At 71.3% G+C, this 23,418-nt stretch carries 22 protein-coding genes; 12 read left to right on the top strand and 10 right to left on the bottom strand.

Features of this window, described 5'->3' with window-relative positions; all coding sequences use genetic code 11:
* Nucleotides 1–341: 341 nt before the first annotated feature.
* Entirely contained in the window at nt 342–2,618 is a 2,277-nt protein-coding gene (locus SCAB_RS42230; RefSeq protein WP_041670205.1) for a serine/threonine-protein kinase, read from the top strand.
* Nucleotides 2,619–2,641: 23 nt separating this feature from the next.
* Here the strand turns inward: SCAB_RS42230 and SCAB_RS42225 are convergent, their stop codons facing one another.
* Nucleotides 2,642–3,796 (bottom strand): hypothetical protein, encoded by a 1,155-nt coding sequence (locus tag SCAB_RS42225; protein WP_013006201.1) that lies wholly within the window; start codon nt 3,794–3,796, stop codon nt 2,642–2,644.
* 38 nt (nt 3,797–3,834) lie between these two features.
* Entirely contained in the window at nt 3,835–4,647 is an 813-nt protein-coding gene (locus SCAB_RS42220) for a class I SAM-dependent methyltransferase (protein ID WP_231885197.1), read from the bottom strand.
* A 145-nt stretch (nt 4,648–4,792) separates the two neighbouring features.
* Between SCAB_RS42220 and SCAB_RS42215 the strand changes: the two genes are divergently transcribed.
* From SCAB_RS42215 to SCAB_RS42185, 7 genes are all read left to right on the top strand, one after another.
* The gene (locus SCAB_RS42215; RefSeq protein WP_162471723.1) at nt 4,793–6,943 is read left to right on the top strand and encodes a xanthine dehydrogenase family protein molybdopterin-binding subunit; all 2,151 of its coding nucleotides are present in this window, start codon (nt 4,793–4,795) and stop codon (nt 6,941–6,943) included.
* 22 nt (nt 6,944–6,965) lie between these two features.
* The gene (locus tag SCAB_RS42210) at nt 6,966–7,421 is read left to right on the top strand and encodes a (2Fe-2S)-binding protein (protein ID WP_013006198.1); all 456 of its coding nucleotides are present in this window, start codon (nt 6,966–6,968) and stop codon (nt 7,419–7,421) included.
* A 256-nt stretch (nt 7,422–7,677) separates the two neighbouring features.
* A complete protein-coding gene (locus SCAB_RS42205; RefSeq protein ID WP_013006197.1) occupies nt 7,678–8,511 on the top strand; it encodes a PIG-L family deacetylase in 834 nt (277 codons plus the stop codon).
* Nucleotides 8,512–8,624: 113 nt separating this feature from the next.
* Nucleotides 8,625–9,125, top strand: a complete 501-nt coding sequence (locus SCAB_RS42200; protein ID WP_013006196.1) for a GNAT family N-acetyltransferase — start codon at nt 8,625–8,627, stop codon at nt 9,123–9,125.
* 203 nt (nt 9,126–9,328) lie between these two features.
* On the top strand, nt 9,329–10,120 hold the full coding sequence (locus SCAB_RS42195) for a GNAT family N-acetyltransferase (protein WP_013006195.1): 792 nt from the start codon (nt 9,329–9,331) through the stop codon (nt 10,118–10,120).
* Nucleotides 10,117–10,341, top strand: coding sequence for a translation initiation factor IF-1 (gene infA, locus SCAB_RS42190; RefSeq protein ID WP_013006194.1), 225 nt, complete (start codon nt 10,117–10,119; stop codon nt 10,339–10,341). Before SCAB_RS42195 ends, infA begins: the two co-directional genes overlap by 4 nt.
* A 334-nt stretch (nt 10,342–10,675) precedes the next feature.
* Nucleotides 10,676–11,533: a ribosome-inactivating family protein gene (locus SCAB_RS42185; RefSeq protein ID WP_158512277.1), complete on the top strand. Its 858-nt coding sequence runs from the start codon at nt 10,676–10,678 to the stop codon at nt 11,531–11,533.
* 49 nt (nt 11,534–11,582) lie between these two features.
* Here the strand turns inward: SCAB_RS42185 and SCAB_RS42180 are convergent, their stop codons facing one another.
* Nucleotides 11,583–12,581 carry an endonuclease/exonuclease/phosphatase family protein gene (locus tag SCAB_RS42180; RefSeq protein WP_013006192.1) on the bottom strand — a complete coding sequence of 333 codons (999 nt, stop codon included), beginning with the start codon at nt 12,579–12,581 and terminating at the stop codon, nt 11,583–11,585.
* A 512-nt stretch (nt 12,582–13,093) separates the two neighbouring features.
* Here SCAB_RS42180 and SCAB_RS42175 point away from each other — a divergent pair.
* Nucleotides 13,094–13,552 carry a hypothetical protein gene (locus SCAB_RS42175; RefSeq protein ID WP_013006191.1) on the top strand — a complete coding sequence of 153 codons (459 nt, stop codon included), beginning with the start codon at nt 13,094–13,096 and terminating at the stop codon, nt 13,550–13,552.
* Between the two features lie 51 nt (nt 13,553–13,603).
* Here SCAB_RS42175 and SCAB_RS42170 read toward each other — a convergent pair whose 3' ends face one another.
* The 3 genes from SCAB_RS42170 to SCAB_RS42160 form a co-directional block, all read right to left on the bottom strand.
* Nucleotides 13,604–15,619, bottom strand: a complete 2,016-nt coding sequence (locus tag SCAB_RS42170; RefSeq protein WP_013006190.1) for an FtsX-like permease family protein — start codon at nt 15,617–15,619, stop codon at nt 13,604–13,606.
* 19 nt (nt 15,620–15,638) lie between these two features.
* Entirely contained in the window at nt 15,639–16,322 is a 684-nt protein-coding gene (locus SCAB_RS42165; RefSeq protein WP_013006189.1) for an ABC transporter ATP-binding protein, read from the bottom strand.
* A 383-nt stretch (nt 16,323–16,705) separates the two neighbouring features.
* Nucleotides 16,706–17,155 carry a VOC family protein gene (locus tag SCAB_RS42160; protein WP_308061322.1) on the bottom strand — a complete coding sequence of 150 codons (450 nt, stop codon included), beginning with the start codon at nt 17,153–17,155 and terminating at the stop codon, nt 16,706–16,708.
* A gap of 401 nt (nt 17,156–17,556) precedes the next feature.
* On the opposite strand from SCAB_RS42160, the gene SCAB_RS42150 reads away from it, so the two are divergent.
* Both SCAB_RS42150 and SCAB_RS42145 read left to right on the top strand, forming a co-directional pair.
* Nucleotides 17,557–18,222 (top strand): response regulator, encoded by a 666-nt coding sequence (locus tag SCAB_RS42150; protein WP_013006187.1) that lies wholly within the window; start codon nt 17,557–17,559, stop codon nt 18,220–18,222.
* Nucleotides 18,219–19,346, top strand: a complete 1,128-nt coding sequence (locus tag SCAB_RS42145) for a sensor histidine kinase (RefSeq protein WP_041670202.1) — start codon at nt 18,219–18,221, stop codon at nt 19,344–19,346. The genes SCAB_RS42150 and SCAB_RS42145 overlap by 4 nt, the downstream gene beginning before the upstream one ends.
* Before the next feature lie 79 nt (nt 19,347–19,425).
* On the opposite strand, the gene SCAB_RS42140 is transcribed toward SCAB_RS42145, so the two are convergent.
* The 3 genes from SCAB_RS42140 to SCAB_RS42130 all read right to left on the bottom strand — a co-directional run bounded on the left by SCAB_RS42140 (nt 19,426) and on the right by SCAB_RS42130 (nt 21,978).
* Nucleotides 19,426–19,995, bottom strand: a complete 570-nt coding sequence (locus SCAB_RS42140; protein ID WP_013006185.1) for a hypothetical protein — start codon at nt 19,993–19,995, stop codon at nt 19,426–19,428.
* 465 nt (nt 19,996–20,460) lie between these two features.
* Nucleotides 20,461–21,333 (bottom strand): class I SAM-dependent methyltransferase, encoded by an 873-nt coding sequence (locus SCAB_RS42135; RefSeq protein WP_041670201.1) that lies wholly within the window; start codon nt 21,331–21,333, stop codon nt 20,461–20,463.
* A 252-nt stretch (nt 21,334–21,585) separates the two neighbouring features.
* Nucleotides 21,586–21,978: a nuclear transport factor 2 family protein gene (locus tag SCAB_RS42130; protein WP_013006183.1), complete on the bottom strand. Its 393-nt coding sequence runs from the start codon at nt 21,976–21,978 to the stop codon at nt 21,586–21,588.
* A 171-nt stretch (nt 21,979–22,149) separates the two neighbouring features.
* Between SCAB_RS42130 and SCAB_RS42125 the strand changes: the two genes are divergently transcribed.
* A complete protein-coding gene (locus tag SCAB_RS42125; RefSeq protein WP_013006182.1) occupies nt 22,150–22,725 on the top strand; it encodes a PadR family transcriptional regulator in 576 nt (191 codons plus the stop codon).
* 82 nt (nt 22,726–22,807) lie between these two features.
* Here the strand turns inward: SCAB_RS42125 and SCAB_RS42120 are convergent, their stop codons facing one another.
* Complete coding sequence (locus tag SCAB_RS42120) at nt 22,808–23,368, bottom strand: DUF4291 domain-containing protein (protein ID WP_013006181.1); 561 nt, start codon at nt 23,366–23,368, stop codon at nt 22,808–22,810.
* Nucleotides 23,369–23,418: the final 50 nt, after the last annotated feature.

The following is a 23,418-nucleotide window of genomic DNA, read 5'->3' as shown; positions in this document are numbered from 1 at the left end:
CGGTCCCAGGCGTCTCACGCGTCACGTAGGACGAGAAGAGACGTCGGCGGGTTGACCCGCTCCCGGTGTTTCCCGGACGCGGCGGCACCCGGGGAGGGCGGCGGCATCGGACGTCCCGGCGCCGGACGTGCGCACCGGAGACGGACGGGGGCACCGCGCCTCACCTCTGGGCCCGTACCGGTGCGCACGCATGTGTCCCGTTTCGTGGGGGACGGTTTCCGCGGCCGCCGGTTCATCCGCCGTGAGCGGGCCCACGGGGGCATTACGATCGCCCGCGTGTCCTGCGCGGCCCGGTGCCGCGAAGGGGGGTCTGCGGGGTCTTCGGTGGTTGAGGGAGCGTCATGGCGGGGCGAATGCTGGCGGGTCGCTACGAGTTGGAGGTGCTGCTGGGACGCGGGGGGATGGGCGAGGTCTGGGTCGCGCATGACACCCGTATCCGGCGGCGGGTGGCGGTCAAGCTCCTGCAGCCGCATCTGGAGGGCGGTGAGGGGACTCGGCTGTTCTTCCGCGAGGCGCGTACGGCCGGCGGTCTGAACCACCCCGGGATCGTCACCGTCCACGATCTGGGCGAGGACACGGACGGCACGCTCTTCCTGGTCATGGAGATGCTCTCGGGGCGGGACCTGTCGACCGTGCTCCGCAAGGAAGGACCTCCGCCCGTCGCGGACGCGCTGGACTGGACCGCCCAGGCGGCGGACGCCCTGGCCGCCGCCCATGCCGCGGGGATCGTGCACCGCGACCTCAAGCCGGCGAACCTGATGCTCACCGACACCGGCCTGCTCAAGATCCTCGACTTCGGCATCGCGCGCTACGCGGCCACGACCACGGCGAGCAGCGCGGTGGTGGGGACCGTGGCCTACATGCCGCCGGAGCGGCTGTCCGGGCAGGCGGGCGACGGCCGGGCCGATCTGTACGCGCTGGGCTGCGTGCTGTACGAACTCCTCACCGGTGAGCGCCTGTTCGGGGACCTGGAGACCGCCGCGCTGCTGGTGGCCCATCTGCAGCAGGTCCCGTCGGCTCCCAGCCGGGTGCGTCCGGGTCCGGGGCCGGCGGTGGACGCGCTGGTGCTGGAGATGCTGGCGAAGGACCCCGGGGACCGCCCCGCCACTGCGGACGAGGTCCGTGACCGGCTGCGGGCCGCCCTGCCGGCCCCCTCACAGCCCGGGCGTGCTGCCGCGACGGTGCCCGCCGGCCCGGCGGCGGTGACACAGCCGGCCGCTCCCGCGGGACCCCGCCGACCGGGTCCACCGCCCGGAGCGCCGGACGGCTCGGCCGCCGGCGGCCCGGCGATCGGCGAAGACGCGCCCACAGCCGTCGTCACTACGTTCGCACCGACCGCGCCCGACTCCCCGGCATGGGCCACTCCGGCCGAGGGGCGCACCAGGGCCCACTCCCTGCCGTTCGGCGCTCCGGCATGGGCCACGCAGACCGCCCCGGGCTCTCCCCCGCCGACCGGTGGCGGCCCCTTCACGGACCCGTTGTCCGTGTCGGTCACCGTCGGGCCGGGTGTGCGCCGTGCGCGCCCCTGGGCCGCGGTCCTGGGAGGCGGCCTGGCGGCCGCTGTCGTGGTCGCGGGTCTCGCCGTCGGAGGGATGGCACTCATGTCCAGCCTGTCCCACCTGTACGACGGCATCGACGGCGAGGACTCCCCCACGGGCGGCAACCGGTGGACGTTCGCCACCACGGGGGCCGTCAAGTCGGCGCCCGTGGTCTCGGACGGCACCGTCTACGTGACCAGCAACGACCGCAAGGTGTACGCGCTGGACGCGGCCACCGGCGACAGGAAGTGGGCCTACCGCACCGGGGAGGCGATCGAGGCCTCGCCGTTCGTGTCGGGCGGCACGGTCTACGTCGGCAGCCGCGACGGCAAGGTGTACGCCCTGGACGCGGCCACCGGGGACAAGAAGTGGGCGTACACCACCGGGGCCGGCGTCGAGTCCACACCGGTCGAGGCCGGCGGCACGGTGTACGTCGGCAGCGGTGACACCCAGGTGTACGCGCTCGACGCACGGACGGGCGCCCGGAAGTGGTCCCACCGCACCGAGGGTGCCGTCGAGACCCGCCCCGTGGTCTCGGACGGCACCGTCTACGTCGGCAGCGGTGACAGCAAGGTGTACGCCCTGGACACGGCCACGGGCGACGAGAAGTGGACGTATCCCACCCGTGACTGGATCGAGTCGGCACCCGTCCTGTCGGGTGACACGCTCTACGTCGGCAGCCGGGACGAGACGCTCTACGCCCTGGACGCGGCGACCGGCGCGGAGAAGTGGTCCGTGGCCAGCGGCGACTGGCAGGGCTCCGCGCCCGCGGTGGTCGGCGACACGGTCTACGCCTCCGGCGAGGGCGAGCTGATGGCCCTGCACGCGACGACCGGCCGCCGCAAGTGGCGGAGCACCTCCGTCGGTTACGGAACCCCCTACGCCCCGGTGGTGTCGAAGGGCGTCGTGTACGTGGTCAGCGGCGACCACGTGTACGCGGTCGACGCGGGCACGGGCGACACGAAGTGGAACGCGACCACGACCGCCATGGCCGGCTCCGCGCCGGCCGTGGCCGACGGCACGGTCTATGTGGGCGACGCCGAGGGCAAGGTGTACGCGATCAGCGAGGACGGCGACTGAGCCCGGCGCCGGGCTGCCGTGCGTCAGGGTTTCGGCCTGGCCCGTGGCCCCAGCAGGTTCTCGTACAGGGCACGTCGTGCCGGGGAGCCGTCCTCGGTCTCCGCCGGCGCGGCGTCCCACTGCTTCTTGATCTCGTCCAGGAAGGTGCGCCAGTCGCCGCTGGAATGGGCCGCCCCCATCTCCGCCAGTTCGACCAGCCGTTCGTTCTTTCCGAGGCCGCCCGAGCCGATCTTGTCGCCCTTGTGACCGTGCAGGACCGATTCCGGGTTCGCGGTGGCCTCGGTGGAGCGGAAGCCGTGCTCGTACCCCACCGGGCTGGTGGCATGCGGCGCGAGGGTCTCGATCCCGATCTGCAGCGAACCGTCCTTCCTGGTGGTCGGCCGGTGGTGGACAAGCAGCATGTGGCCGTGCGTCCCGTCCGACAGGACGACGTCGCCGTTCCAGTCCTTGGAGCCGAGGCCGCCGCCGGAGAGGTTCTGGCCCCACAGATCCGGACGGTCGGCGCCGACGGAGACCATGTTGGTGACCGACGCCAGGGGGCCGCCCTTCTCCTTGAACGCGCCCGGTTTCCCCTCCTTGTTGGCGGTGATCGAGGTGCGGTGCGTGGCGAAACCGCGGTCGATGACGTCTCCCGCCCGGGTGTTCGTCCGGTCGTCCTGGATCACGCCCAGGAACTCCGGCAGGGAGAAGGCCGGTTCGTCCGCGGATCTCAGGGCGGGGATGCGGAGGTTGACCCCCCGCCGTGGGCGAGGGCCCGGATGACGTCCTTGTCGTAGTCGGCCACGTGGGTCTCCGCCTTCGGGTCGTACAGCTTCAGCCCGTTCCGCAGGATGAGCAGGACCTTGGTGAGCATCTCGCGGGCCCCGGGCGTCCTTCGCCGCGAAGTCCGAGGCCGTGCTCCGGCCCTTGCCCTTGGCCGTCGTGGGGCCCGTGTCGGGGATGCCGTCCGGGTGCAGGCGCTCGGGTGCTATGCCGGCCGGGTGCAGGGTGTCGACGGCGGTCTCCCGGATCTGCCGGTCACGCTCCCGCTCCAGGCCCTCCTTCTCCTGCGGAGAGGTGCCCGGGGCCTGGGTGATCATGAACCGGCCGAGTGTGTAGTCCGGGGAGACGGGCGTGCCCCGGCCCGGGGCGCGCGCGTCCGGGTGGCCGGCGCGGACGGCCAGGGTGGCCGTGAGCACGCGCTTGCCGGCGTTCAGGCCGCGGTTCCGTGCCGTGTTCAGGCCGCGGCCCGGAAGACGTACGCCGTCATCGGGGCGGTGACCGGGCCCGGGCCCAGACGGGCCGTCATCTCCTCGACGACGGTGGCCCGGACAGCCTCGGAGTCGCCGCGCCCGGCGACGGCCGCGCACACCGGGGTCCCGGTGAGGTACCCGGTGGCGAGGTCGGCGACCGACTCGGCCCGTCCCTGCAGCGTCAGCTCCTGCTTCTCCTCGACGGTGAACCCCGCGGCCACCAGATCGGCGACCACGACAGCAGGGTCGGCGTAGCCGTGCGGAACCGTCGGGAAGAAGCGCGGAGGGTCGGCCGGAAGGGCCCGCTCCAGCCCTGCCTGCAGCGCGACCTCGAAGGTGTGCGTGGCGAGCGGGCCCCAGGTGTTGAACAGGAACCGGCCACCCGGGGCCAGCACACGCCGGATCTCCGTGTAGGCCGCGACCCGGTCCGGGAAGAACATCACGCCGAACTGGCAGACGACCAGGTCGAAGTCGTCGTCCGGGAACGGCAACCGCTGCGCGTCGGCCTGCCGCCACACGGCGCCCGGAGCGCGGGCGGACCCGAGAGCGACCATGGCCTCGTTCAGGTCGGTGGCCGTCACGTCGGCCGACGGCACCGCCGCGAGCAGTCGTGAGGTCAACACGCCTGTCCCGGCGGCGAGTTCGAGAACATGCCGCAGGTTTCGCCGGGAGTGGAGTGCCGCCGCCCTCCCGGTCAGGTCCTCGGCGAACGGCCGGAAGACCACCGGCACCAGGTGCCGCTCGTAGGCCGCCGGCATGGACGCGGACCACCGGTGGTCGGCATGCATTCCCGTCATCCCACGACGGTAGCGCCGCGCCCGGAGACCTCCGCCCCGGCTCGCCGCGGCACACTTTCGGCCAGTTCTGCTCCCGGAGGCAACCCCGGAGGGCCCCGGCCCCTCAGACCAGTCGAAGCACGGGGTAATCGGAGAGGGGCGTTCGTTGGCGCGTCAGTTGTCCCGCCGGAAGTTCGTCGTCTACACGCTCGCGGCGTCCACCTTGACCGTGGCCGCGCCGCTGGGCTGTGACGCGGCGCCGGCGGAAGGAGCCGAGCCCTCCGCCGACGTCGCGCGCCGCCCGTCCGACGTCCTGGTGACCGGCGCCGACGAGGAGATGCTGGTTCTCGAGGTCACCAAGGCCAACAAGGTCGTCGTCCGGCTGCCCCGCGTCGAGGTCGGCCAGGGGGTCACCACCGCGGTCGCCATGATGATCGCCGAAGAGCTCGACGCCCGGCTCACCGACGTCGAGATCCCGCTCGCCGACGCCCGTGCGCGGGGCAACCAGTTCACCGGCGGTTCGAGTTCGGTGAGTTCGCTCTACGGCCCGGCCCGCGAGGTGGCCGCCCTGGCGCGCGCCAAGCTGGTGACCGCGGCGGCCAGGCGCTGGAAGGTGCCCGCGCGGACCCTGAGGACGCGGAACACGGAGGTCGTCGCACCGGACGGACGCAAGGCCACCTTCGGCTCACTGACCGCGAGTGCCGCGGGGATCGGCCGGCCGGCCGTGTCCGCCACACCCAAGCCGGCCTCCCGGCACCGGGTGATCGGAAAGGCGACGACCCGGATCGACGCCCGGGACATCGTGACCGGCAAGGCCGACTACACCGGAGACCTGACCGTGGCCGGGGCCAGGCCGACGGTGGTGGCCCGGCCGCCGACGCTCGGCGGGAAGGCCCTCTCCGTCGACTCCAAGGCCGCGCGGGGCATGCCCGGCGTCCACGCGGTCGTCGAGATCGCGGGCGGGGTCGCCGTGGTGGCGGAGACGTTCCATCACGCCTTCGAGGCGAGGGACGCCCTGCGGATCACCTGGGCCCCGGGCCCGCTCGTGCCGCTCTCCGACGCCGCGATCCGCTCACGGCTTCGCGCCGCCGTCCCGCGGCTCGGCACCCCGCCGCGCGGCTCGGCGCAGACCGAGGCCGAGTTCGAGTTCGCCTTCGTCGGCCACGCCCCGATGGAGGTGCTGACCGCGGTGGCGGACGTACGCGCGACCCGGGCCGAGATCTGGTTCTCCTCCCAGTCACCGATGGACGCGCGGGACACCATCGCCTCGGAGGTCGGACTGTCCCCGTCGAAGGTGAAGGTCCACGTCGTACGGGGCGGCGGCTCCTTCGGGCGGAGGCTCAACCACGACGCCGCGATCGAGGCCGCGCTCATCTCCAAGGCGGCGCGCCTGCCGGTCAAACTGATGTGGAGCCGGGCGGACGACCTCCGGCACGGCAGGATGCGCCCGGCCAGCCACCACCGGATCCGGGCCAGCCACGCACGGGGCAGGGTGGTGGCGTTCGCCCACACGATGGCCTCGGTGAGCGAGGCGTACGAGGAGCAGGGGCTCTCCGGCCAGGGAGGTGCCCGGGGGCCCGTCCAGGGCCGGGTGAACCGGGCGGTCGCCCGCGCCGCCGGTCCGCTGCCCAGCGACAGCGGTCTGTACAACTTCGGCCGTGTCACCGGGGATTCGGGGTCGGTCGACCTGGCGATCCCGCTCGGCGCCTGGCGGTCGGTGGATTCCGGGACGATGCGGACGGCGGAGGAGATCGTCGTCGACGAGGTCGCGAGGAGCCTGGGCAAGGACCCGGTCGCCTTCCGGCGGGCCACGCTCCGGAGCAAGGCCGTCAAGGCCGTACTGGACAAGGTCGCCGACGCCGGGCGATGGGGCCGGGCCCTGCCCGACGGCCGGGCGCAGGGGGTCGCGGTCCACGAGGAGTACGGCTCGTGCGTGGCGTGCCTGGTCGAGATCGACGCCACCGACCCGAAGAACCCGCGGGTGACCAAGGCGGTGATGGCGGCCGACGTCGGAACGGCCGTCAATCCCCGGGGGCTCGAAGCCCAGCTCATGGGCACCGCGATCGACGGCATCTCCACCGTCCTGCACGCCGGACTGCACATCGACCGGGGCGCCGTCCGCGAGAGCAGCTACGAGGACTTCCGGTACGCCCGCCAGCGACACGCCCCGCTGCGCTTCGAGGCGCACATCATGCCCTCCCGACGGGAGCCGGGCGGGGCGGGTGAACTCGGTGTCCCCGCGGCGGCGGGCGCCGTGGCCAACGCCTACGCCCGGGCGACCGGCACCAAGCCCCGCCGCTTCCCGCTCGACTTCTGAGCCGATCTCCGAAAAGGTACCGATGCCCTCCTACTCCTTCGTCCTCAACGGGAAGCCGGTCACGGTCGACGCACCGGCCGACATGCCGCTGCTCTGGGTGTTGCGGGACATGCTGAACGTCACCGGCCCCAAGTACGGCTGCGGTGTCGGCGTCTGCCGCGCCTGCACGAGCCATCTCGACGGCGGGGAGATCCAGCCCTGCATGGTTCCGGTCGCCGACTGCGCGGACCGTGAGGTCACCACGATCGAGGGGCTGGCCGACGGCGACGAGCTGCACCCCGTGCAGCAGGCGTGGCTCGACCGCGACGTGGCGCAGTGCGGTTTCTGCCAGCCGGGCCAGATCATGGCCGCGGTGGCACTGCTGAAGAAGACGTCCCACCCGACCGACGCGGACATCGACCGCATCGAGAACGTCTGCCGCTGCGGGACGTACTGCCGGATCCGCGAAGCGATCAAGAAGGCCGCGGCGAGCGGCTGACTGCCACCCGGGGCGCCCGGCGGCACGGCTCAGCGCCCGCCTCCGCGGAAGGAGGCGGGCGCTGAGCCGTGCCCTGCTCGGGCCCCTGCGGGCCCCGGGCATGGGCCGGGCCGGACGAGGCCGGGACGCTGCCGCCACAAACAAGCGGCCGTGCCGGGAACAGCCGGTACGGCCGTCACGGTTAGACCGACGGAGAGCCGGGGCATGCCCGCCGCGCGCTCGGACCGACACGTATGTCCGCTGGAGGACTCCTTTCATGAGCGACCGTCCCTTGACGCTGATGGCCGTGCACGCCCACCCCGACGACGAGGCCACCGGAACCGGAGGGGTCCTCGCGCGGTACGCGGCGGAGGGTGTCCGGACGGTGCTCGTGACGTGTACCGACGGCGGATGCGGTGACGGTCCGGGCGGCGTCAAGCCCGGCGATCCCGGGCACGACCCCGCGGCCGTCGCCTCGATGCGCCGCCGGGAACTGGAGGCGAGCTGCGAGGTCCTGAAGATCAGCGATCTGGAGACGCTGGACTACGCCGACTCCGGAATGATGGGCTGGCCGAGCAACGACGCCCCCGGATCCTTCTGGCAGACCCCGGTGCGGGAGGGCGCGGCCCGGCTCGCGGAACTCATGCGGCACTACCGCCCCGATGTGGTCGTCACCTACGACGAGAACGGCTTCTACGGCCACCCCGACCACATCCAGGCCCATCGCATCACGATGGCGGCACTGGAGATGACGGAGCTGACACCGAAGGTGTACTGGACCACGATGCCCCGCTCCATGATGCAGCGGTTCGGCGAGATCATGCGCGAGTTCCATCCGGAGATGCCGGAGCCGGACCCCGCCGAGGTCGCCGCGATGGCCAAGATCGGCCTGCCGGACGACGAGATCAGCACCTGGGTGGACACCACGGCGTTCAGCGACCAGAAGTTCGACTCGCTGGCCGCGCACGCCAGTCAGGGCGAGAACATCTTCTTCCTCAAGATGGGCAAGGAGCGGTTCGGCGAGTTCATGGGCGTGGAGACCTTCGTACGCGTCCAGGACCCCACCGGCGCGGCCCTGCCCGAGGACGACCTCTTCGCGGGACTGCGCTGATCCTCCGCTCTCATGCCCACCGGGAGAAAGCTGCCCGGTGACGGTCGTGCCTCCCGGCCGTCACCGGCGATAAATCAGGCAGGCCCGCCAAGCGGTCCCGCTAGGGTCGGGGTATGCCTGAGCTGAAGCGGCTGCACCTTCGTCACGCCCCGGCGGTCCTGGCCTTCGAGCGTGCGAACCGTGACTACTTCGCCGCCTCGGTCCCCGACCGTGGTGACGATTTCTTCGACCGGTTCGCCGACCGCTACAACGCCCTTCTGGCCGAGCAGGAGGCCGGCATCTGCGCCTTCCATGTGCTGCTCGCCGAGGACGGTTCGGTCCTGGGCAGGTTCAACCTGGTCGACATCGAGGACGGCGGTGCGGTACTGGGCTACCGGGTCGCGCAGCACGTCACCGGCCGCGGGGTGGCGACCGCGACGGTGCGGCAGTTGTGCCTGCTCGCGGCGTCACGGCACGGGCTGCGGACGCTCCGGGCCGCGACCGCCCACGAGAACCTCGCGTCCCAAAGGGTGCTGGTCAAGGCCGGGTTCGTGAGGACGGGCCCGGCCGAACCGGCCGATCTGGGCGGAAAGTCGGGGACTTGGTACCGACGGGATCTGCCGCGCCGGCCGTAGATCACGTCCGCTTCCGCAAAAGGCTTTGAGCGCGAGGGTGTCCGGCTGTTACCGTCACGGCGGACCGTGAAGTCGTCGTAGGAGGTGAGTCCCCGTGAACACAGTTACCCGTGGGTGCTCCCTCGATCCGTCACGGTCCGGCGGCTGACGTTCGGTGTCGCCAGGAGCGCCTGAGACCGAGGCACTCCTGGAGGGAGACTCCGATGAACACACAGCCTTTCCCATCCGGCCTGAGCGAGCATGCGGTGCAGATCACGCGTGTCGCGGACGGGCAATGGCATGCGCTGGACGACGACCTGGTGGTCGGGCGGGGGCATGCGCAACACCGGGCAGACGGGCGTCTGTTCGTCAGCATCGACGCCTGGCACGACGCCGCTTTCCACCGGCTCGCGCAAGCGATGCTGGGGCGGCTGCCGGGGCCGCTGCACACGGTGGTCGACGAAGCGGACGTCGAGCTGACGGCTCGCTGGCGGGGGGCCGGTTTCACGCTCCGGCGCCGGGAGTGGGAGTACGCCGTACCGACCGACCCGCACGTCACCGGGCTGCACACGGTCCGGCCGCCGTCCGGCGTGCGTATCGTGCCTGCCGGGCAGGCGGACGAGCGACTGTTGCGAGCGGTGGACCGTGCCGTCCGTGACGAGGTCGAGGCGGGTGCCGGGTGGCAGTCGATGCCCGCGGAGGTGATTCCGTTTCCGGACGGCGACAGCATCGTCGACCCGTCGAAGTACGCGGTGGCCTCGGCACCGGACCGCTACCTGGGGCTGATCCGGGTGGTGATCCCGATCCGGCCGCGCATCGGGCTGCTCGCGGTCCGGGCCGGCGAGCAGCGCCGCGGTATCGCACGGGCGCTGCTCGCCCACGCGCTGGGGGCACTCCACGCATCCGGGTTCGCGGCGGCCTGGACCGAGGTGCAGGAGTCCAACCGGGCGGCGAGGGCGCTGTTCGAGGGCATCGGTGCCCGGCCCATGAGCAGCAACCTGGAGCTGGTGCGATGACGAGGAACAGGAACGTCATCGAGGTCGAGGGCAAGGTCGTCGAGTGCCTGCGCAGCGCCATGTTCACGGTGGAGCTGGAGAACGGCCACCAGGTACTGGCGCACATCAGCGGGAAGATCCGCAAGAACTACATCAAGATCATGCTGGAGGACCGGGTGCTGGTGGAGCTGCCGCCGTATGACCTGGCGCGCGGCCGGATCGTGTTCCGGTACCGGAACTAGGGTCGCGAGCGCCTTGCCCGACAGCTGATCGTGAGCCCCGGGTCGCGGTGTTTCCGCGTCCCGGGGCGTCGGCGGGAGTGGCCGGCCCCGCACCGGGGGTCGCTCCGGGTGATCGTTCGCCCACTGTGCGCTGTGAGGCAAGGGTCGGGGCACCGACAGTCGATCCGGGCGGGCTGCCCGGCCCTAGCGTCGAGGAGACCCGCCCCGCGAGGGGCCCGCTTCTCGGTCGTCGGTGGGCGTCGGCCGACTCGCCACGTGAAGGAAGACACCTGTCATGCTCCCTCTGAAATTTCTCGCACGAGCGGGACAACGCGCAGTAGGCGCCCTGGTGGCGTTGGCGTTATCGATCGGCCTGGTGGGCCTCTCCGCTCCGGCGGCGTCCGCCGATCCCGATCGGATCCTGACCGTGCACGACTGGGTCATCGACGACCTGGTGAACGGGGGCCAGGACCCCCACCAGCAGTACTGGAACATGGTCGCGGCGATGCATCGTGTCACCGGCCACGACTTCTTCCGCGACACCCTCGACGAAACCACCACCAACGGCAACGCGCTCTTCCAGGTCAGCGTGCACCGGTACGGCACCTACGTGGGCGCCCTGTACTTCTGGACCAACGACCTGTACCTGGCCGGCTTCTACCAGGCCGGGGAGGGCGGCGGCCACTACGCCTTCAACGAGCCCCGGCGCGCCAGGTTCAACGAGTTGCTCCGCATCCAGTCCACGGCCCTCCCGTGGAACGGCAGTTACACCGACTTCTCCGGCAACGCAGGTGACCAGGGCAGCCGCAGCAACCTCCAGATCAACGGCCCGCGCCTCGACAACGCCCTGCAGCAGCTGGGCAGGGCCGGCTCGCACCTGCAGAGCCAGAACGGCAGGGCGGTGCTGAGCCAGGCCCTCGTCATGATCATTCAGGCCACGTCCGAAGCCGCCCGCTTCGGCCGGATCTTCGACAACATCCGGACCAACATCCGGGACTACCACACCGGCGGCGCCCAGATGGGCGCGGAGAACGTCAACCTGCAGCAGAACTGGGGAACCATCTCCAACTGGATCTACCGGGTGCTCCAGAACGCGGGTACTCCTCCCCTGACCATCGGCATACGCGACCTCCAGCGGACGTTCGCCACATTCCAGCAATTGATCGCCTACGTGTTCTACATGGAGCTGGCCAGCGGATCACGCCCCCGCTGACCCGGCGCCGTCGGCGCCGGGTCGACTCTTGTGTCGCCGCCGCGTGGCGTCAGTCGAAGTCGAAGGTGGCCACGACGGGGGCGTGGTCGGACTCCGGGTACTTGACGTCGGTGGCGAAGGCGATGGAGTCGTCGTGGAGGATCTCGTTGTGGATCTCCGAGCCGCGGTAGTGGGCGAGGAGATTCCGGGTGACGAGCATGTGGTCGATCATCTGGCCCCGGCCGTGATGGAAGAGGGTGTAGCGGGCCTCGTTGGGGATCGTGTGCTCGATGGGGACCAGGACCCGGGTGGCGAGTTCGCCGTTGTTGGTGTCCTCGACGTTGCCGCAGATGGCCAGGACCGGGACCTCCTCGGGCTCCGCGTTGAAGTCCCCGGCGACGACGATGCGCGCGTCCGGGTCGTCGTGGAGGATCTGGTCGACGAGCCGCCTGACTTCGAGGGCCTGGCTCATACGTTTCATGGACGACAGGAAACTCCCCTCGGCCCAGCCGTCGGCGCTGAGCCAGACGTCCCCGTGCTTGCCGCCGAGTTGCCCCGGGATGTTGCTGGGCAGCTTGGACTTGAGATGCACGGTGATGATGTGCAGCAGACGGCCCGGCGCCCCGTGGTCGACGTCGATCTGCGCGTGCAGGATCGGGCGCTCGATGCCGATCGTGACCGGTGCGGCGTCAGCGGGGTTCGCGGTGAGCCGTTGGTAGCGCGGCTCTTTGACCAGGTCGTTCTTCAGCTGCTGGTGCTTGATGACGGGCAGGTGGGTGGCGATGACCAGGTTGCGCAGGTCGAAGACCGCGTCGTCGGCGGGTTTGGTGCTGGTCAGGGACGCGCCGTCGAGGTTGGTCCCGGCCAGCAGCTCTTTCAGCGCGAGCAGGTCACGCGGCTGGCCGGGACGTTCCTGACCGTGCACTTCCTGGAAACAGGCGATGTCCGCCCGCAGCCGCGTGATCTGCGGCTTCATCAGCGCGATCCGGTCGGCCAGCGAAGGGGGATCCTCCGGGGCCGGCTCGTCGAAGTTCTCCAGATTGAAGGTGGCTATCCGTATCTGTGCCACAGGTGCCTACGGTTGTGGTGGCGTGGTCTGCGCCTCAGGGGTGGGCCGGGTCGAGGTCCGGGGGCGCGGTGAGGGTGATCTCGCCGATGCACCGGGCCACGTTCCCGGGCAGGGGGTCGGCACTGAGGGCGCACGGATGCCGCAGAGCCGCCGGCGGCGCGGGCGTACGGTGCTCAGCGGTCCTCGCTCGGGGCCGCGCGTCGTACGCCGCACACTGCGGATCCGATTCGCCCCCACAAAGCACTAATGTCGCACAAAAGCAACTGATTCACCTTTGAAGGTCTTCTGGAAGCGAGGGCACCCGTCCCCCTCTGCCCGAGAACACGAGCCGCGGTCCGTCGCGCGTCGGCTCGGGCCGGTCGCCGCCGGCGTCGCGGCCCGTCCCTCTGGTCGGGCCCGAGCCTCGCGTCCCTTGCTCGGGGGTTGTCTGTTCGGGCCCGGTGTCCGAAGGTGAAGGACGGTCGACCGCCTTGCGTGGAAGGCGAGTTGACGCCAGAGAGAGGGAACTTCCCATGACAGTACGCAAGCCGGCAGCGACGATGTTAGCGGCTGCGGCGATCGTGACCTCGACGCTCGGGCTCAACGGAACGGCGGCCGCCGACAGCGGCGTCCGGGGGACGAACGGCATCCTGAGGTCCGAGGACGCCCGTCAGCCGTCCCTGTCGGCGGCCCAGATGAGGAACGCCGTCGTACCCGACGAGGCCCGGGCGAGCACGCTCGCCGCTCCGCTGAACTGCGCCTACTACTACGTGTGCGGCAAGGGCGGGAACGGCAACAGATTCGACTACACCGTGTGCGGCACGACGTACACGCTGCCCAACCTCGTGGGCTGGGGATCCCTTCACAACAACCAGACTCCGGGCACCAGGGCGCACTTCTACGACGCGAACGGCGCCTGGATGTTCTCCATCGACGCTCCCGCCAAGAACGACGTCTTCTGGACCCCGGTCTGGTACGTCATCGCCTGCTGAGCCTCGGGCCCCGGGCCGCCTCGTGGGGAGGACGGGCTTCTCGGGCCGGGATCAGTCCGCCGTCTGTACGGGGCCCGCCGTCACCTTCCGCAGCAGCGGCCTGCTGCCGGCGATCGCGGCGATCACGGCCAGCGCTCCGACTGCGCCACAGACGACAAGCTGAAGGGCACCGGAGATGTTCATCGTCGTGCCCGCGGCCTTGTTGAGCTGCATGGCTCCGAAGGCACCCATCGCCGTGGTACCGCCGGCCAGTACGGCCAACGGGATGACCGTCTCCCGGACCCGCGCGCTGTCCAGCACCTTCAGCGGGGTCCCGGCGAGCCTCAGCAAGCCGTAGACCCGACGCCGGTCCAGGACGTTCGCGGCCGAGGTGAGACCCGCCGAGGCGGCTGCGACGAGGAAGCTCAGGACCAGGGTCGCGGTACTGACCGTGGCGACACGGGCGGTGATGGTGTCGTCGGCAGCGGACACGTACTCCTGCGTGAGCGGATACCTGCCCGATCCGAGGGGCGTCAGCGCGGTCACGGCGGTGTCGATGTGTGCCTGCCCGCCGGAGACCTGGGCGGTCACGCCGTCCATGCCGCCGAGCAGACTGTCGTACGCGTCCTCGCTCGTCACGGTGACGTTCGCCCTCACTCCCGCCTTCCGCAGGAGCGCCCGGGCCTCGCGCGCGGCGTGCCGGGCCTCGGCGGCGTTCGCGGTGATCACGGCCACCTGCCCCTGATGACTCGTGCTCTGTGCGCCCAGCGTGCTGATGGAGAAGAACCCGGCCACGAACCCCGCCAGCACCAACCCGCTGACGGTGCGCCAGGCCGCGCGCGGGTCGTCGCTGAGGCGGCGCGCCGCAAGCAGCGTCGCGGGGCGCTTGGCGCGACGGCCCACCCACCGGCCCAGCCGGTCCACGACCCACGGGCCGAACAGCCAGAAGGCGCCGTAGAAGAGGACCAGCAGGGCGATCAGCTGCCGGGCGCTCAGCTGACCGCTGTCGCCCGTGGACATCCAGATATAGGCGAGGACGGCGAGGAAGAGCACCAGCCGGATCGCGCGGGTGCGGCGCGGATTCGCCTGCTGGGCGACGCCCAGGGGGGAGGTGGCCACCTGGCGGAGCATCGTCACCGCGCTCAGCGTGATCAGCGCGGTGACGGCGAGCACGACCAGCGTCAGCCAGGGCAGCCCCACCCACAACTGCCCGGTGTACCAGGCGCCGACACCGTAGGGGAGTTCGGCGAGGGCGGGCAGCAGCAGCGTGTAGGCGAGCGCGCCGGCCAGGGCACCTGCCGCGCCGACCCCCGCCGCCTCGACGGCGGTCATGGCGAGGATCTGCCGCGGTGTCGCCCCGGCCAGGCGCAGTGCGGCGAGCCGCTGTTCGCGCCTGGCCGCGCCCAGCCGGCCGGCGGCCGAGGCCAGCACCACGACCGGCATGACGAGAAGGACCACCCCCAGCAGGACGGTTCCCTGGTCGCTGCCGGTGAACAGGTCGGCCTTGGTACCGGTGAACCCGGAGATCCGGGCGCGCCCCGTCAGCCCCTCGTCGTAGTAGTTCAGCAGGTCGTCATGCGGGGCGACGGCCGCGGCGGCGGGAGCCCGGCCGACCACCGCGACCAGTTCGTCGGGCGAGGCCAGACCGGCGGCGCCGATCGTGCCGTAGGACGTCAACGGGGCGAAGCGGTCCGCGAGTTGGTTCGCGGGGAGATCGTGGAGCATCGCTGCCAGGGCGGGTGAGACATACACCTCGCCGTCCTTCGGGAAGTGCGTGAGTCCGGGTGGCGCGGGCGTCCGCTGCCGGCCGGGCAACTGGGCCAGGCTGACGACGGTGACGGGTTCGTGGCGTACGTACGTCACGGTCGTCGCCTGGACGGCCGTCGCCCGCTTCGCCGGTACGGAGTCGGGGGTACGCCAGGCCGTTTGATCGGCCCGGGCGCCCGCGCCGAGAGCGGCGGCGGTCATCACCAGCAGCAGGAACGCGCCGACCGCGGCGGCGCCGGCCGCGAGCAGTTGGGCCTGGAGGCCGCGGCGGCCGGAGGACCTGGCGAGGTGCCAGGTCAGGGGCAGGACGGGGGAAGGCATGGGAGGTGCTCCTGCGGGATCAGGCGACGGTGTACTGGGTGTGGCCGCTGATGCGGCCGTCACGGACCTGGAGGACCCGGTCGCAGTGGGCGGCGACGTCCGCGTCGTGGGTGACCATGACCAGGGCGGCACCGGTCTGCCGGGTCGCGAACGTCAGCAGCTGGACCACCTCCGTGCTGGTGCGCTGGTCCAGGGCGCCGGTCGGTTCGTCGGCGAAGACCACGTCCGGTTCGACGGCCAGGGCGCGCGCGATGGCGACCCGTTGAGCCTGCCCGCCGGAGAGCTGACCGGGCCGACGGCCTTCCAGACCCTCCAGACCGAGGGGCATGAACCACCGCCGGGCCCGGGCGACGGCCTCGGCGCGCGGTACACCCTCCAGCATCAGCGGCAGGGCTGCGTTCTCCTCGGCGGGCAGTTCGGGCAGCAACTGGCCGAACTGAAAGACGAACCCGAACCGCTTGCGGCGCAGGGCACTGAGCCTGTTCTCACCGAGATTGTCGATGCGGTCGCCGCCCAGCAGCACCTGGCCGGCGTCGGGTCGGACGATCCCGGCGAGGGTGTGCAGCAGGGTCGACTTGCCGGATCCCGACGGGCCCATGATCGCCAGTGAGTCGCGCTCACGGATCTCCACGTCCACGCCGGCGAGGGCGCGGGTGGAACCGTACTTTTTCACGAGGCCGTGTCCGGCCAGTACCGTGTTCATGGGGCGTCGTGGCTCCTTCTCCGTGCTCTGACTTCCGGGTGACGCGCGTGGCGCGGGCCTTGGCCGCACGCCCCGGGATGCCGGCGGCGGCGCTGTCGCTCCGGGCGCCGGTGCGGACGAGGGCGACTCCGGCTACGGCCACGGCTCCGAGCCGAGTCGGGCAGAACCTGGTGCGCCGCATCGCGTGCTCCGGATGTCCGTGGTGGGGATACGGCTCCAATCTCGCCCACGCGCCCGGACGCCCGCCTCGGCCGAACGGTCAGGATCGGGGACCCGCCCCCACCGTTCCCTCGACCATTCGGCCGATTCGGCTGCCTCTGCCTCTGCCTCTGCTGAAGACCGCCGGTCGCCCCGCGCCGACGAGAGGGCGGGCCCGGCGCTGCTCAGGTGGAGTGGACGTCGACGGTGCGGCCGTCGGGGTCGGTGAGCAGATGGCGCCCCGAGGAGAGCGGTGGAGTGGATTTCGTGCCGTCGACCCGCAGGCCCAGGCGCAGTGCGTCGGTCTGCCGGCCCGGGCGCGCCGGATAGAGCTCGAAGACCACTCCGTCGTCCAGGACGGCGGCATGGTGCGCGGGCCCCTGGCCATGCCGCTCCGCCGCGAAGCTCAGGCCGAGCCCCTGGTAGAAGCGCAGGCATTCCTCGAGCCGGGGCGAGTACAGCACCAGCAGGGTGACGCGGGCCGAGTGCGCGGGGGTCATGGGCTCCTGGCCTCCGACGGGGACGATGATCAACGGTAACGCGACGACGAGCGGCAGCGCCGCGCGGCTCGGTACGGTCGCCCGGGCCGGGCGTGTGACGTCCGGCGGGTCGGGAGCGAGCGACAGGGTGCTCACCGGAGGGTCGCAGCGGGCCGTATGCGGGATCCTCGCTCGCGCAGACGACGGGCAGGTCGTCGGGGACACGCAGACCGAGCCGCGCGGCGCTCGCCAGCACGCGGCGGCCGCAGTGGTCGTAGAGCCCGAAGGCGGCGTCAGGGCGGCCAGGAGAGATGAGAAGGGCGCGTCGAGGGGCCGGTCGGGGTAGCGCTGGTGAGTGCTCCCCCGCCCGGCGAGCTCACTGCTCGGCTCCCAGCCGGCCGGCGGAGTCAGCACCTTCTCGGGTGGCGGGAGTATCCGTGCCCTCCGTTCCCGCCGGCGATTCCCGTTCTACGGTCGATCCTGTGACAATCAGCAGCGACGTACGGCCCGTGAGGTACGCACAACTACGACGAGGCGGAGCGCACTTGATCCGGGTCATGGTGGTCGACGACGAGGCGCTGGTGCGCTCGGGCTTCCGGCTCATCCTGAACGCAGCCCCCGACATCGACGTCGTCGCGACCGCGGTCGGTGCCGAGGCGGTCGACACCGTACGGCGGGAAGCTCCCGACGTCGTGCTGCTGGACATCAGGATGCCGGACGTGGACGGGCTGACCGTGCTGGCCCAGCTGTGTGCTCTCCCGGACCCGCCGGTGGTGGCCATGCTGACGACGTTCGACGCCGACGAGTACATCCTCACCGCGCTGCGCTCGGGTGCGGCCGGCTTCCTGCTCAAGGACACCGAGCCCGACCAACTCGCCCAGGTCGTACGCACCCTGGCCGCGGGCGGGGTCGTGATGTCACCGAAGGCGTCCCGCGCGGTATGGCAGAGCCATCCCCGCGCCGCGACCGTCGACGACGACGAGCACGTCGCCCGCTTCGGCCTGCTGACCGAACGGGAGCGCCAGGTCCTCGTGCTGGTGGCGGAGGGACTGTCCAACGCCGAGATCGGTACGGTCGTCCATCTCAGCGAGGGCACCGTCAAGGACCATGTCAGCGCGATCCTCGGCAAGCTGGGGGTCGCCGGCAGGGTGCGGGCGGCCCTGCTCGCCCAGCGGGCCGGGCTGCTCGACGGTCGGCAGCGGCCTGCGGAGGCGGGGCGATGACCGCGCCGCGAGCCTGGTGGGCGCGGATCCCGGATCGGGTGCTCGACCTCGTGGTCGTCACCATCGCCTTCGTGGACGTCCTGTTCTGCCTCGAGGACTCCACCCCCGCCTCCCAGGGCATGGCCGCGCTGGCGTGCGCCGCCCTCGTGGTGCGACGGCGCTTCCCTCTGCCGGTCTTCCTTCTGACCCTTCCCGCCACCCTCATGCTGGACATCGTGTTCGCGCCGTTCGCCGCCCTGTTCACGCTGGCCGAACGCTCCCGCAACCGCCGACTGCTCGTCTCCTGCGCCGTGATGTTCGCGCTCGCCTCCGCCACCCCGTGGCCGCTGAACGACCTCAGCGCACACGACCGAGCCTGGACCCTGGTCTATTTCTTCTACACGCTCGCCACCGCCGCGGCCCCGGTCCTGCTCGGCCAGCTCGTGCAGGCCCGCCGGGACCTGGCCCGCCGCATCGTCGAGATCGAGGAGGCGCGTGAGCACGAGCGCCTGCTGCACTCCCAGGCCGTGCTCGCGCACGAACGCGCCCAGCTCGCCCGTGAGATGCATGACGTCGTCTCCCACCAGGTCAGCCTGATCGCCGTGCAGGCCGGTGCCCTCCAGGTCGCCGCCATCGACCCCGCGTTCAAGGAGGGGGCGCGCACCATCCGTTCCCTTAGCGTCGACACGCTCGACGAACTGCGGCACATGGTCACCCTGTTGCGCGCCTCCGGGGGCAGGGCCACCGAACTCACTCCGCAGCCCACCCTCGCCGACCTGCACAAACTCGTCCGGAGCAGCGGCATCGACGCCGAGCTGACCGGCGAACTCCCGCCGGAGGTGAGCACCACCGCACAACGGACCGTCTACCGCACCGTCCAGGAAGCCCTCACCAACGTCCGCAAACACGCCCCGGGTGCCCGGGCGACCGTACGGCTCTGGAGCACCGACGACCGTGCCACCTTCGGCGTGACCATCACGAACACACCCCCCACCCGCCCCTCACTGCCCCTCCCCGGCTCCCGGCAGGGCCTCATCGGCCTCGGAGAACGCGCCGAACTCCTCGACGGCACCTTCCGCTCCGGGCCCACCCCGGACGGCGGCTACGAGGTGAGCCTGCGGATTCCGGCCGACCGGGATTCCTGACGGAAAGCGAATCGCCCCGCCGAGTGAACAGCGGGGCGAATCAAGGGGCGAGGTGCGCGTTCACCCGGCCCGCACGTGTCTACCTGGCGACAGCCTTCTTCGCGCCCGAGAATGCGGCGAAGGCGCCGATGCCGAGGAACAGGAAGGTCATCGGGTCGGCCGTCTCGCTCCACCCGTCGGTCAGCACGTCGAAGTGGTCGACGAACAGGGAGGTCGCGGAGACACCGATCTCGTCGGCGCCGATCATCGCGATACCGATGAGCTGGCCGAGGTAGACGGCGCCCACCGACAGCAGTGCGCTGACCACCGGCAGCACCGGACTGGCGCCGCCGATCCTGCCCGCCGCGAAGCCGATGAGGAAGCCGACGCCGACAGCCGCGTAGCCGATCTCGTACTCGGTCGCGCCGACTATCGCGCCGTAGACACCAGCGGTGACCAGAGCCGTGACGACGGCGGCCACTAGGCCCATGAGGAGGCTGCTGTCGAACGAAGCAGCCGGGGGCGCGTAGGGGGCCGGAGGCGGCACAGCGGCACCGGGCTGCTGGGCGAACGGGTTGCCGTCGGTGGGCTGCTGCGCGTACGGATTGGCGTCGGCAGGCTGCTGGGCGAACGGGTTACCGCTCGACGGCGATGGCGATGACTCGGACATGACAGTATTCCCCCGTGAGACAGATGCGACGAATGGCGTGATGCATGCGCACGAGTGTGCGACAAGACGCCGAAGACTAGCAGGCACGCGGAGGCTCTTCACCAGAGTTTGCCCGAAGGATTCCCAGGGCAGAACGGTCGGCGCATCCATGCCGGCGAACCGTGGGAATCCCTGGACGAGCCCACCCGACATCCCAGTGGCAGCAAGCAATCCGAGTACCGGCGTGCGGCGAACGCGAGTCGGCCGGCCCGGCGCTCGACACCCCACGAGCGCTTCGAGCCCAGGTAAGCGGCTCCCGTCCTGAACGGCCGCTCCGGGTCTGCCTGTTCGCCGCCGAGACCGTTACCGAGGCACTGTTTCCAGTCACGTCGGAGGCGACCTTCACGGCACAGCGAGCAGATCCCGACGGGCGCCGCGACAGACCCCGGTCGGGCGCGGCGCCCGTTCTCGCGTGCTGTCAGGCGGTCACACCGTGCGGGCGGTGAACAGCAGGTACTCCCACTCCATCGCCGTGCTGCCCGCTCCCCGGTCGTGCCGCTGGGCGAGTTCGGCGAGATCCCGGTCCAGCCCGGCCGTGCGGTCGGGGTCGTCGGCCACGGCCCGGTAGGCCGCGATGGTGGGGCCGTAGCGTGCCTTGAAGTAGTCGCGGAACTCCTCGGGGCTCTTGAAACGGTCGACGAGGACCGTCTGCTTGCGTGCCTCGACGTTCGTGACCCGGTCCCCGAGCAGGGCGCGGACATGCGCCTCGTCCCCCCACAGGGGCGGGGGCTGCGCACCGGGCGGCGGGGGCGGCAGATACGGCTTCATGGTGGCGAGCATCTGGCCCAGGAAGCCCTCGGGCGTCCAGCTGAGCAGGCCGATCGTGCCTCCGGGGCGGCAGACGCGGACCAGTTCGTCGGCGGCGGCCTGGTGATGCGGGGCGAACATGACCCCGACGCAGGACAGCACCGTGTCGAACTCGTCGTCCTGGAACGGCAGCGCCTCGGCGTCGGCCTGTCGCCACTCCACCTCGACGCCCCGGTCCGCCGCGAGCCGCCGTCCGGCCTCGAACAGCTCCGGGGTCAGGTCGCTCGCCACCACGCTCGCGCCGGCCAGCGCCGCGGGGATCGCCGCGTTGCCGGAACCGGCCGCCACGTCCAGCAGCCGGACCGGCCGCCCTGCCGCGCCGGAAGCCCCTTGGCCGCCCCCGCCGCGCAGCCCGCACGCCTCGACCAGGATCGGGCCCAGTTCGGGGATGATCTCGGCGGCCACGGCCGGGTAGTCACCCTGCGCCCACATCGCCCTGTGCTTGGCCTTGAGGGCACGGTCGGCCTCGACCGGGTCGGGAAGTTCGCTCACGACGGTTCTCCTTCTGCGCGCACGCGGGACCGGGGCGAGGGTGACGGAGCGAGTGAACGCGCCGCCCGCCACGGAACGAAACGGTACAGAACTGAACAGACTCCAGGAACGGGGTACACCGTCCCGTAGTACCAGATCTGTGCCGGAGCGTCAGCATGCGGCGCCGTCAGGCGGCCACCGGGCCGGTCCTTCCGGCCATGGCCGTCTCACCCGTTCGGCGCGGTGTCCCGTACGACCCACCCGGCCCGCGCGTCACTCGCCGGCCGCCTCCTTGGCGATCCGGTCGAACTGGGCACCCATCGCTTCGGACAGCGCCATCGCGGCCGAGAGCGGACGCACCATCACCGTGAACTCGTCGATCCGGCCGTGTTCGTCGAAGTGCAGGAAGTCGCAGCCCTGGAGCTTCTTGCCGGCGACGGTGGCGGTGAAGACGAGGGCGTGGTCGCGACCGTCGGGGTTGGCGATCTCGCGGACGTACGTGAAGTCCTCGAAGACGCGGGCGACCGCGCGCAGGATCGCGGCGGTGATCGGTTTGCCCGCGTACGGCTGGAAGGCGACCGGACTGGTGAAGACGACGTCGTCGGCCAGCAGCGCGGCCACCGCGTCCATGTCGTCGCTCTCGACCGCCTTGCGGAAGGGATGCATGAAATCGACCTCTCTTCTATACAATTAATTGAATAGTTGTGAGGGAGGCTAGAGGCTGGACCCGCGCTCTGTCCATGGGCAAAAGCATGAACAGGGGCCCAGGCATGGACATGGGCGTGGGGAGACAGCACTCACCTCGTTGATTAGTCACTCTGCTGTTAGCGTGTGCCCATGGCACTGCGGAACGCGGTCATGGCCGCGCTGTTGGAGGGCGAGGCGTCCGGGTACGACCTCGCAAAGGCGTTCGACGCGACGGTCGCCAACTTCTGGATGTCGACACCTCAGCAGCTCTATCGAGAGCTGGACCGCATGGAGTCGGACGGGCTGGTCACCGCCCGTGTGGTCGAGCAGGAACGCCGTCCCAACAAACGGCTCTTCTCGCTGACCGAGGCGGGCCGGGAGGCCGTCCGCGCCTACACCTCCGAACCCCTGGGCAAACCGGCGGTGATCCGGGACGAGTTGCTGGTCAAGGTGCAGTGTCTGGACGCGGGCGACCTCGACGCCGTACGGGCCGCCGTCACCGAGCGCATGGACTGGGCCACCGCCAAGCTCGCCCGCTACGAGCGGCTCCGCCTGCGTCTCCTCGACGGGCGCTCGGAGGAGGCGTACTTCGCCGAGGCCGACCGCATCGGCCCCTACCTCACCCTGCTGCGCGGGATGTCCTTCGAACGGGACAACCTGCAGTGGGGGGACATGGCGCTGCGCAGACTCGATCAGCGCGCGGCCGTGGAGCAGACGGGCGAGTAGGGGCGTCGGGCCGGGCCGGGAGCCCCGGCGGCGGACGTGAGGACGGCGGCTCCCGCGCCGGTCCGGCGTCGTCCGCCCGGGGTCAGGAGGTCAGGAGGCGTTCCAGATGCGGTGGCAGGGGATACACCCGCTCCGCCGGGAACAGCCGCTGGGCCTGGGCGGCGTGCCCTGTCTGTGTCAGTGTCGCGGCCTTGCGGACCTGGGGGGTGAGGTCCGTGAGGCTGACGATCCACTCGTCGGTGAAGGTGCGGATGAGATCGCGGCCGATGCCGACCTGGATGCTGTAGTGGTTCAGTGCGGCTCCGCGCGACGAGCGTTCCGGATCCCACTGGACGTGCACCGCCGCCCGGGCGACCGCTGCCGGATCCTCGGTGGTGAGCACGGCCCGGGACAGGGCCTCCTCCCAGCCGTGCCGGGACATCCGCACGGCGAGCACGCGCTGCTGGCCGGGTTTGCGGGCCCAGTTGCTGCGGTGCATCAGCCACGGGAACGAAGGCTTGATCCATGTCATCCTGCGGAACGAGAACGGCGCGACGAAGCGGCCCGCTCGCAGCGCCGCGTCGGCCATGGCAGGCGCGTAGGCCTGATAGACGACGATCGTGTCGGCGTCGTAGTCCGCTCGGATCTGGTACGGGGGAGCCATGGGCCGCACCCTGTCATCCGGTCCTCCGACGTCGCGACCCGTTTTCCCGC

Origin of the sequence: Streptomyces scabiei 87.22, from assembly GCF_000091305.1 — a bacterium.
Taxonomy (GTDB): Bacteria; Actinomycetota; Actinomycetes; order Streptomycetales; family Streptomycetaceae; genus Streptomyces; species Streptomyces scabiei.
This window is presented reverse-complemented; position numbering and strand designations above follow the sequence as displayed.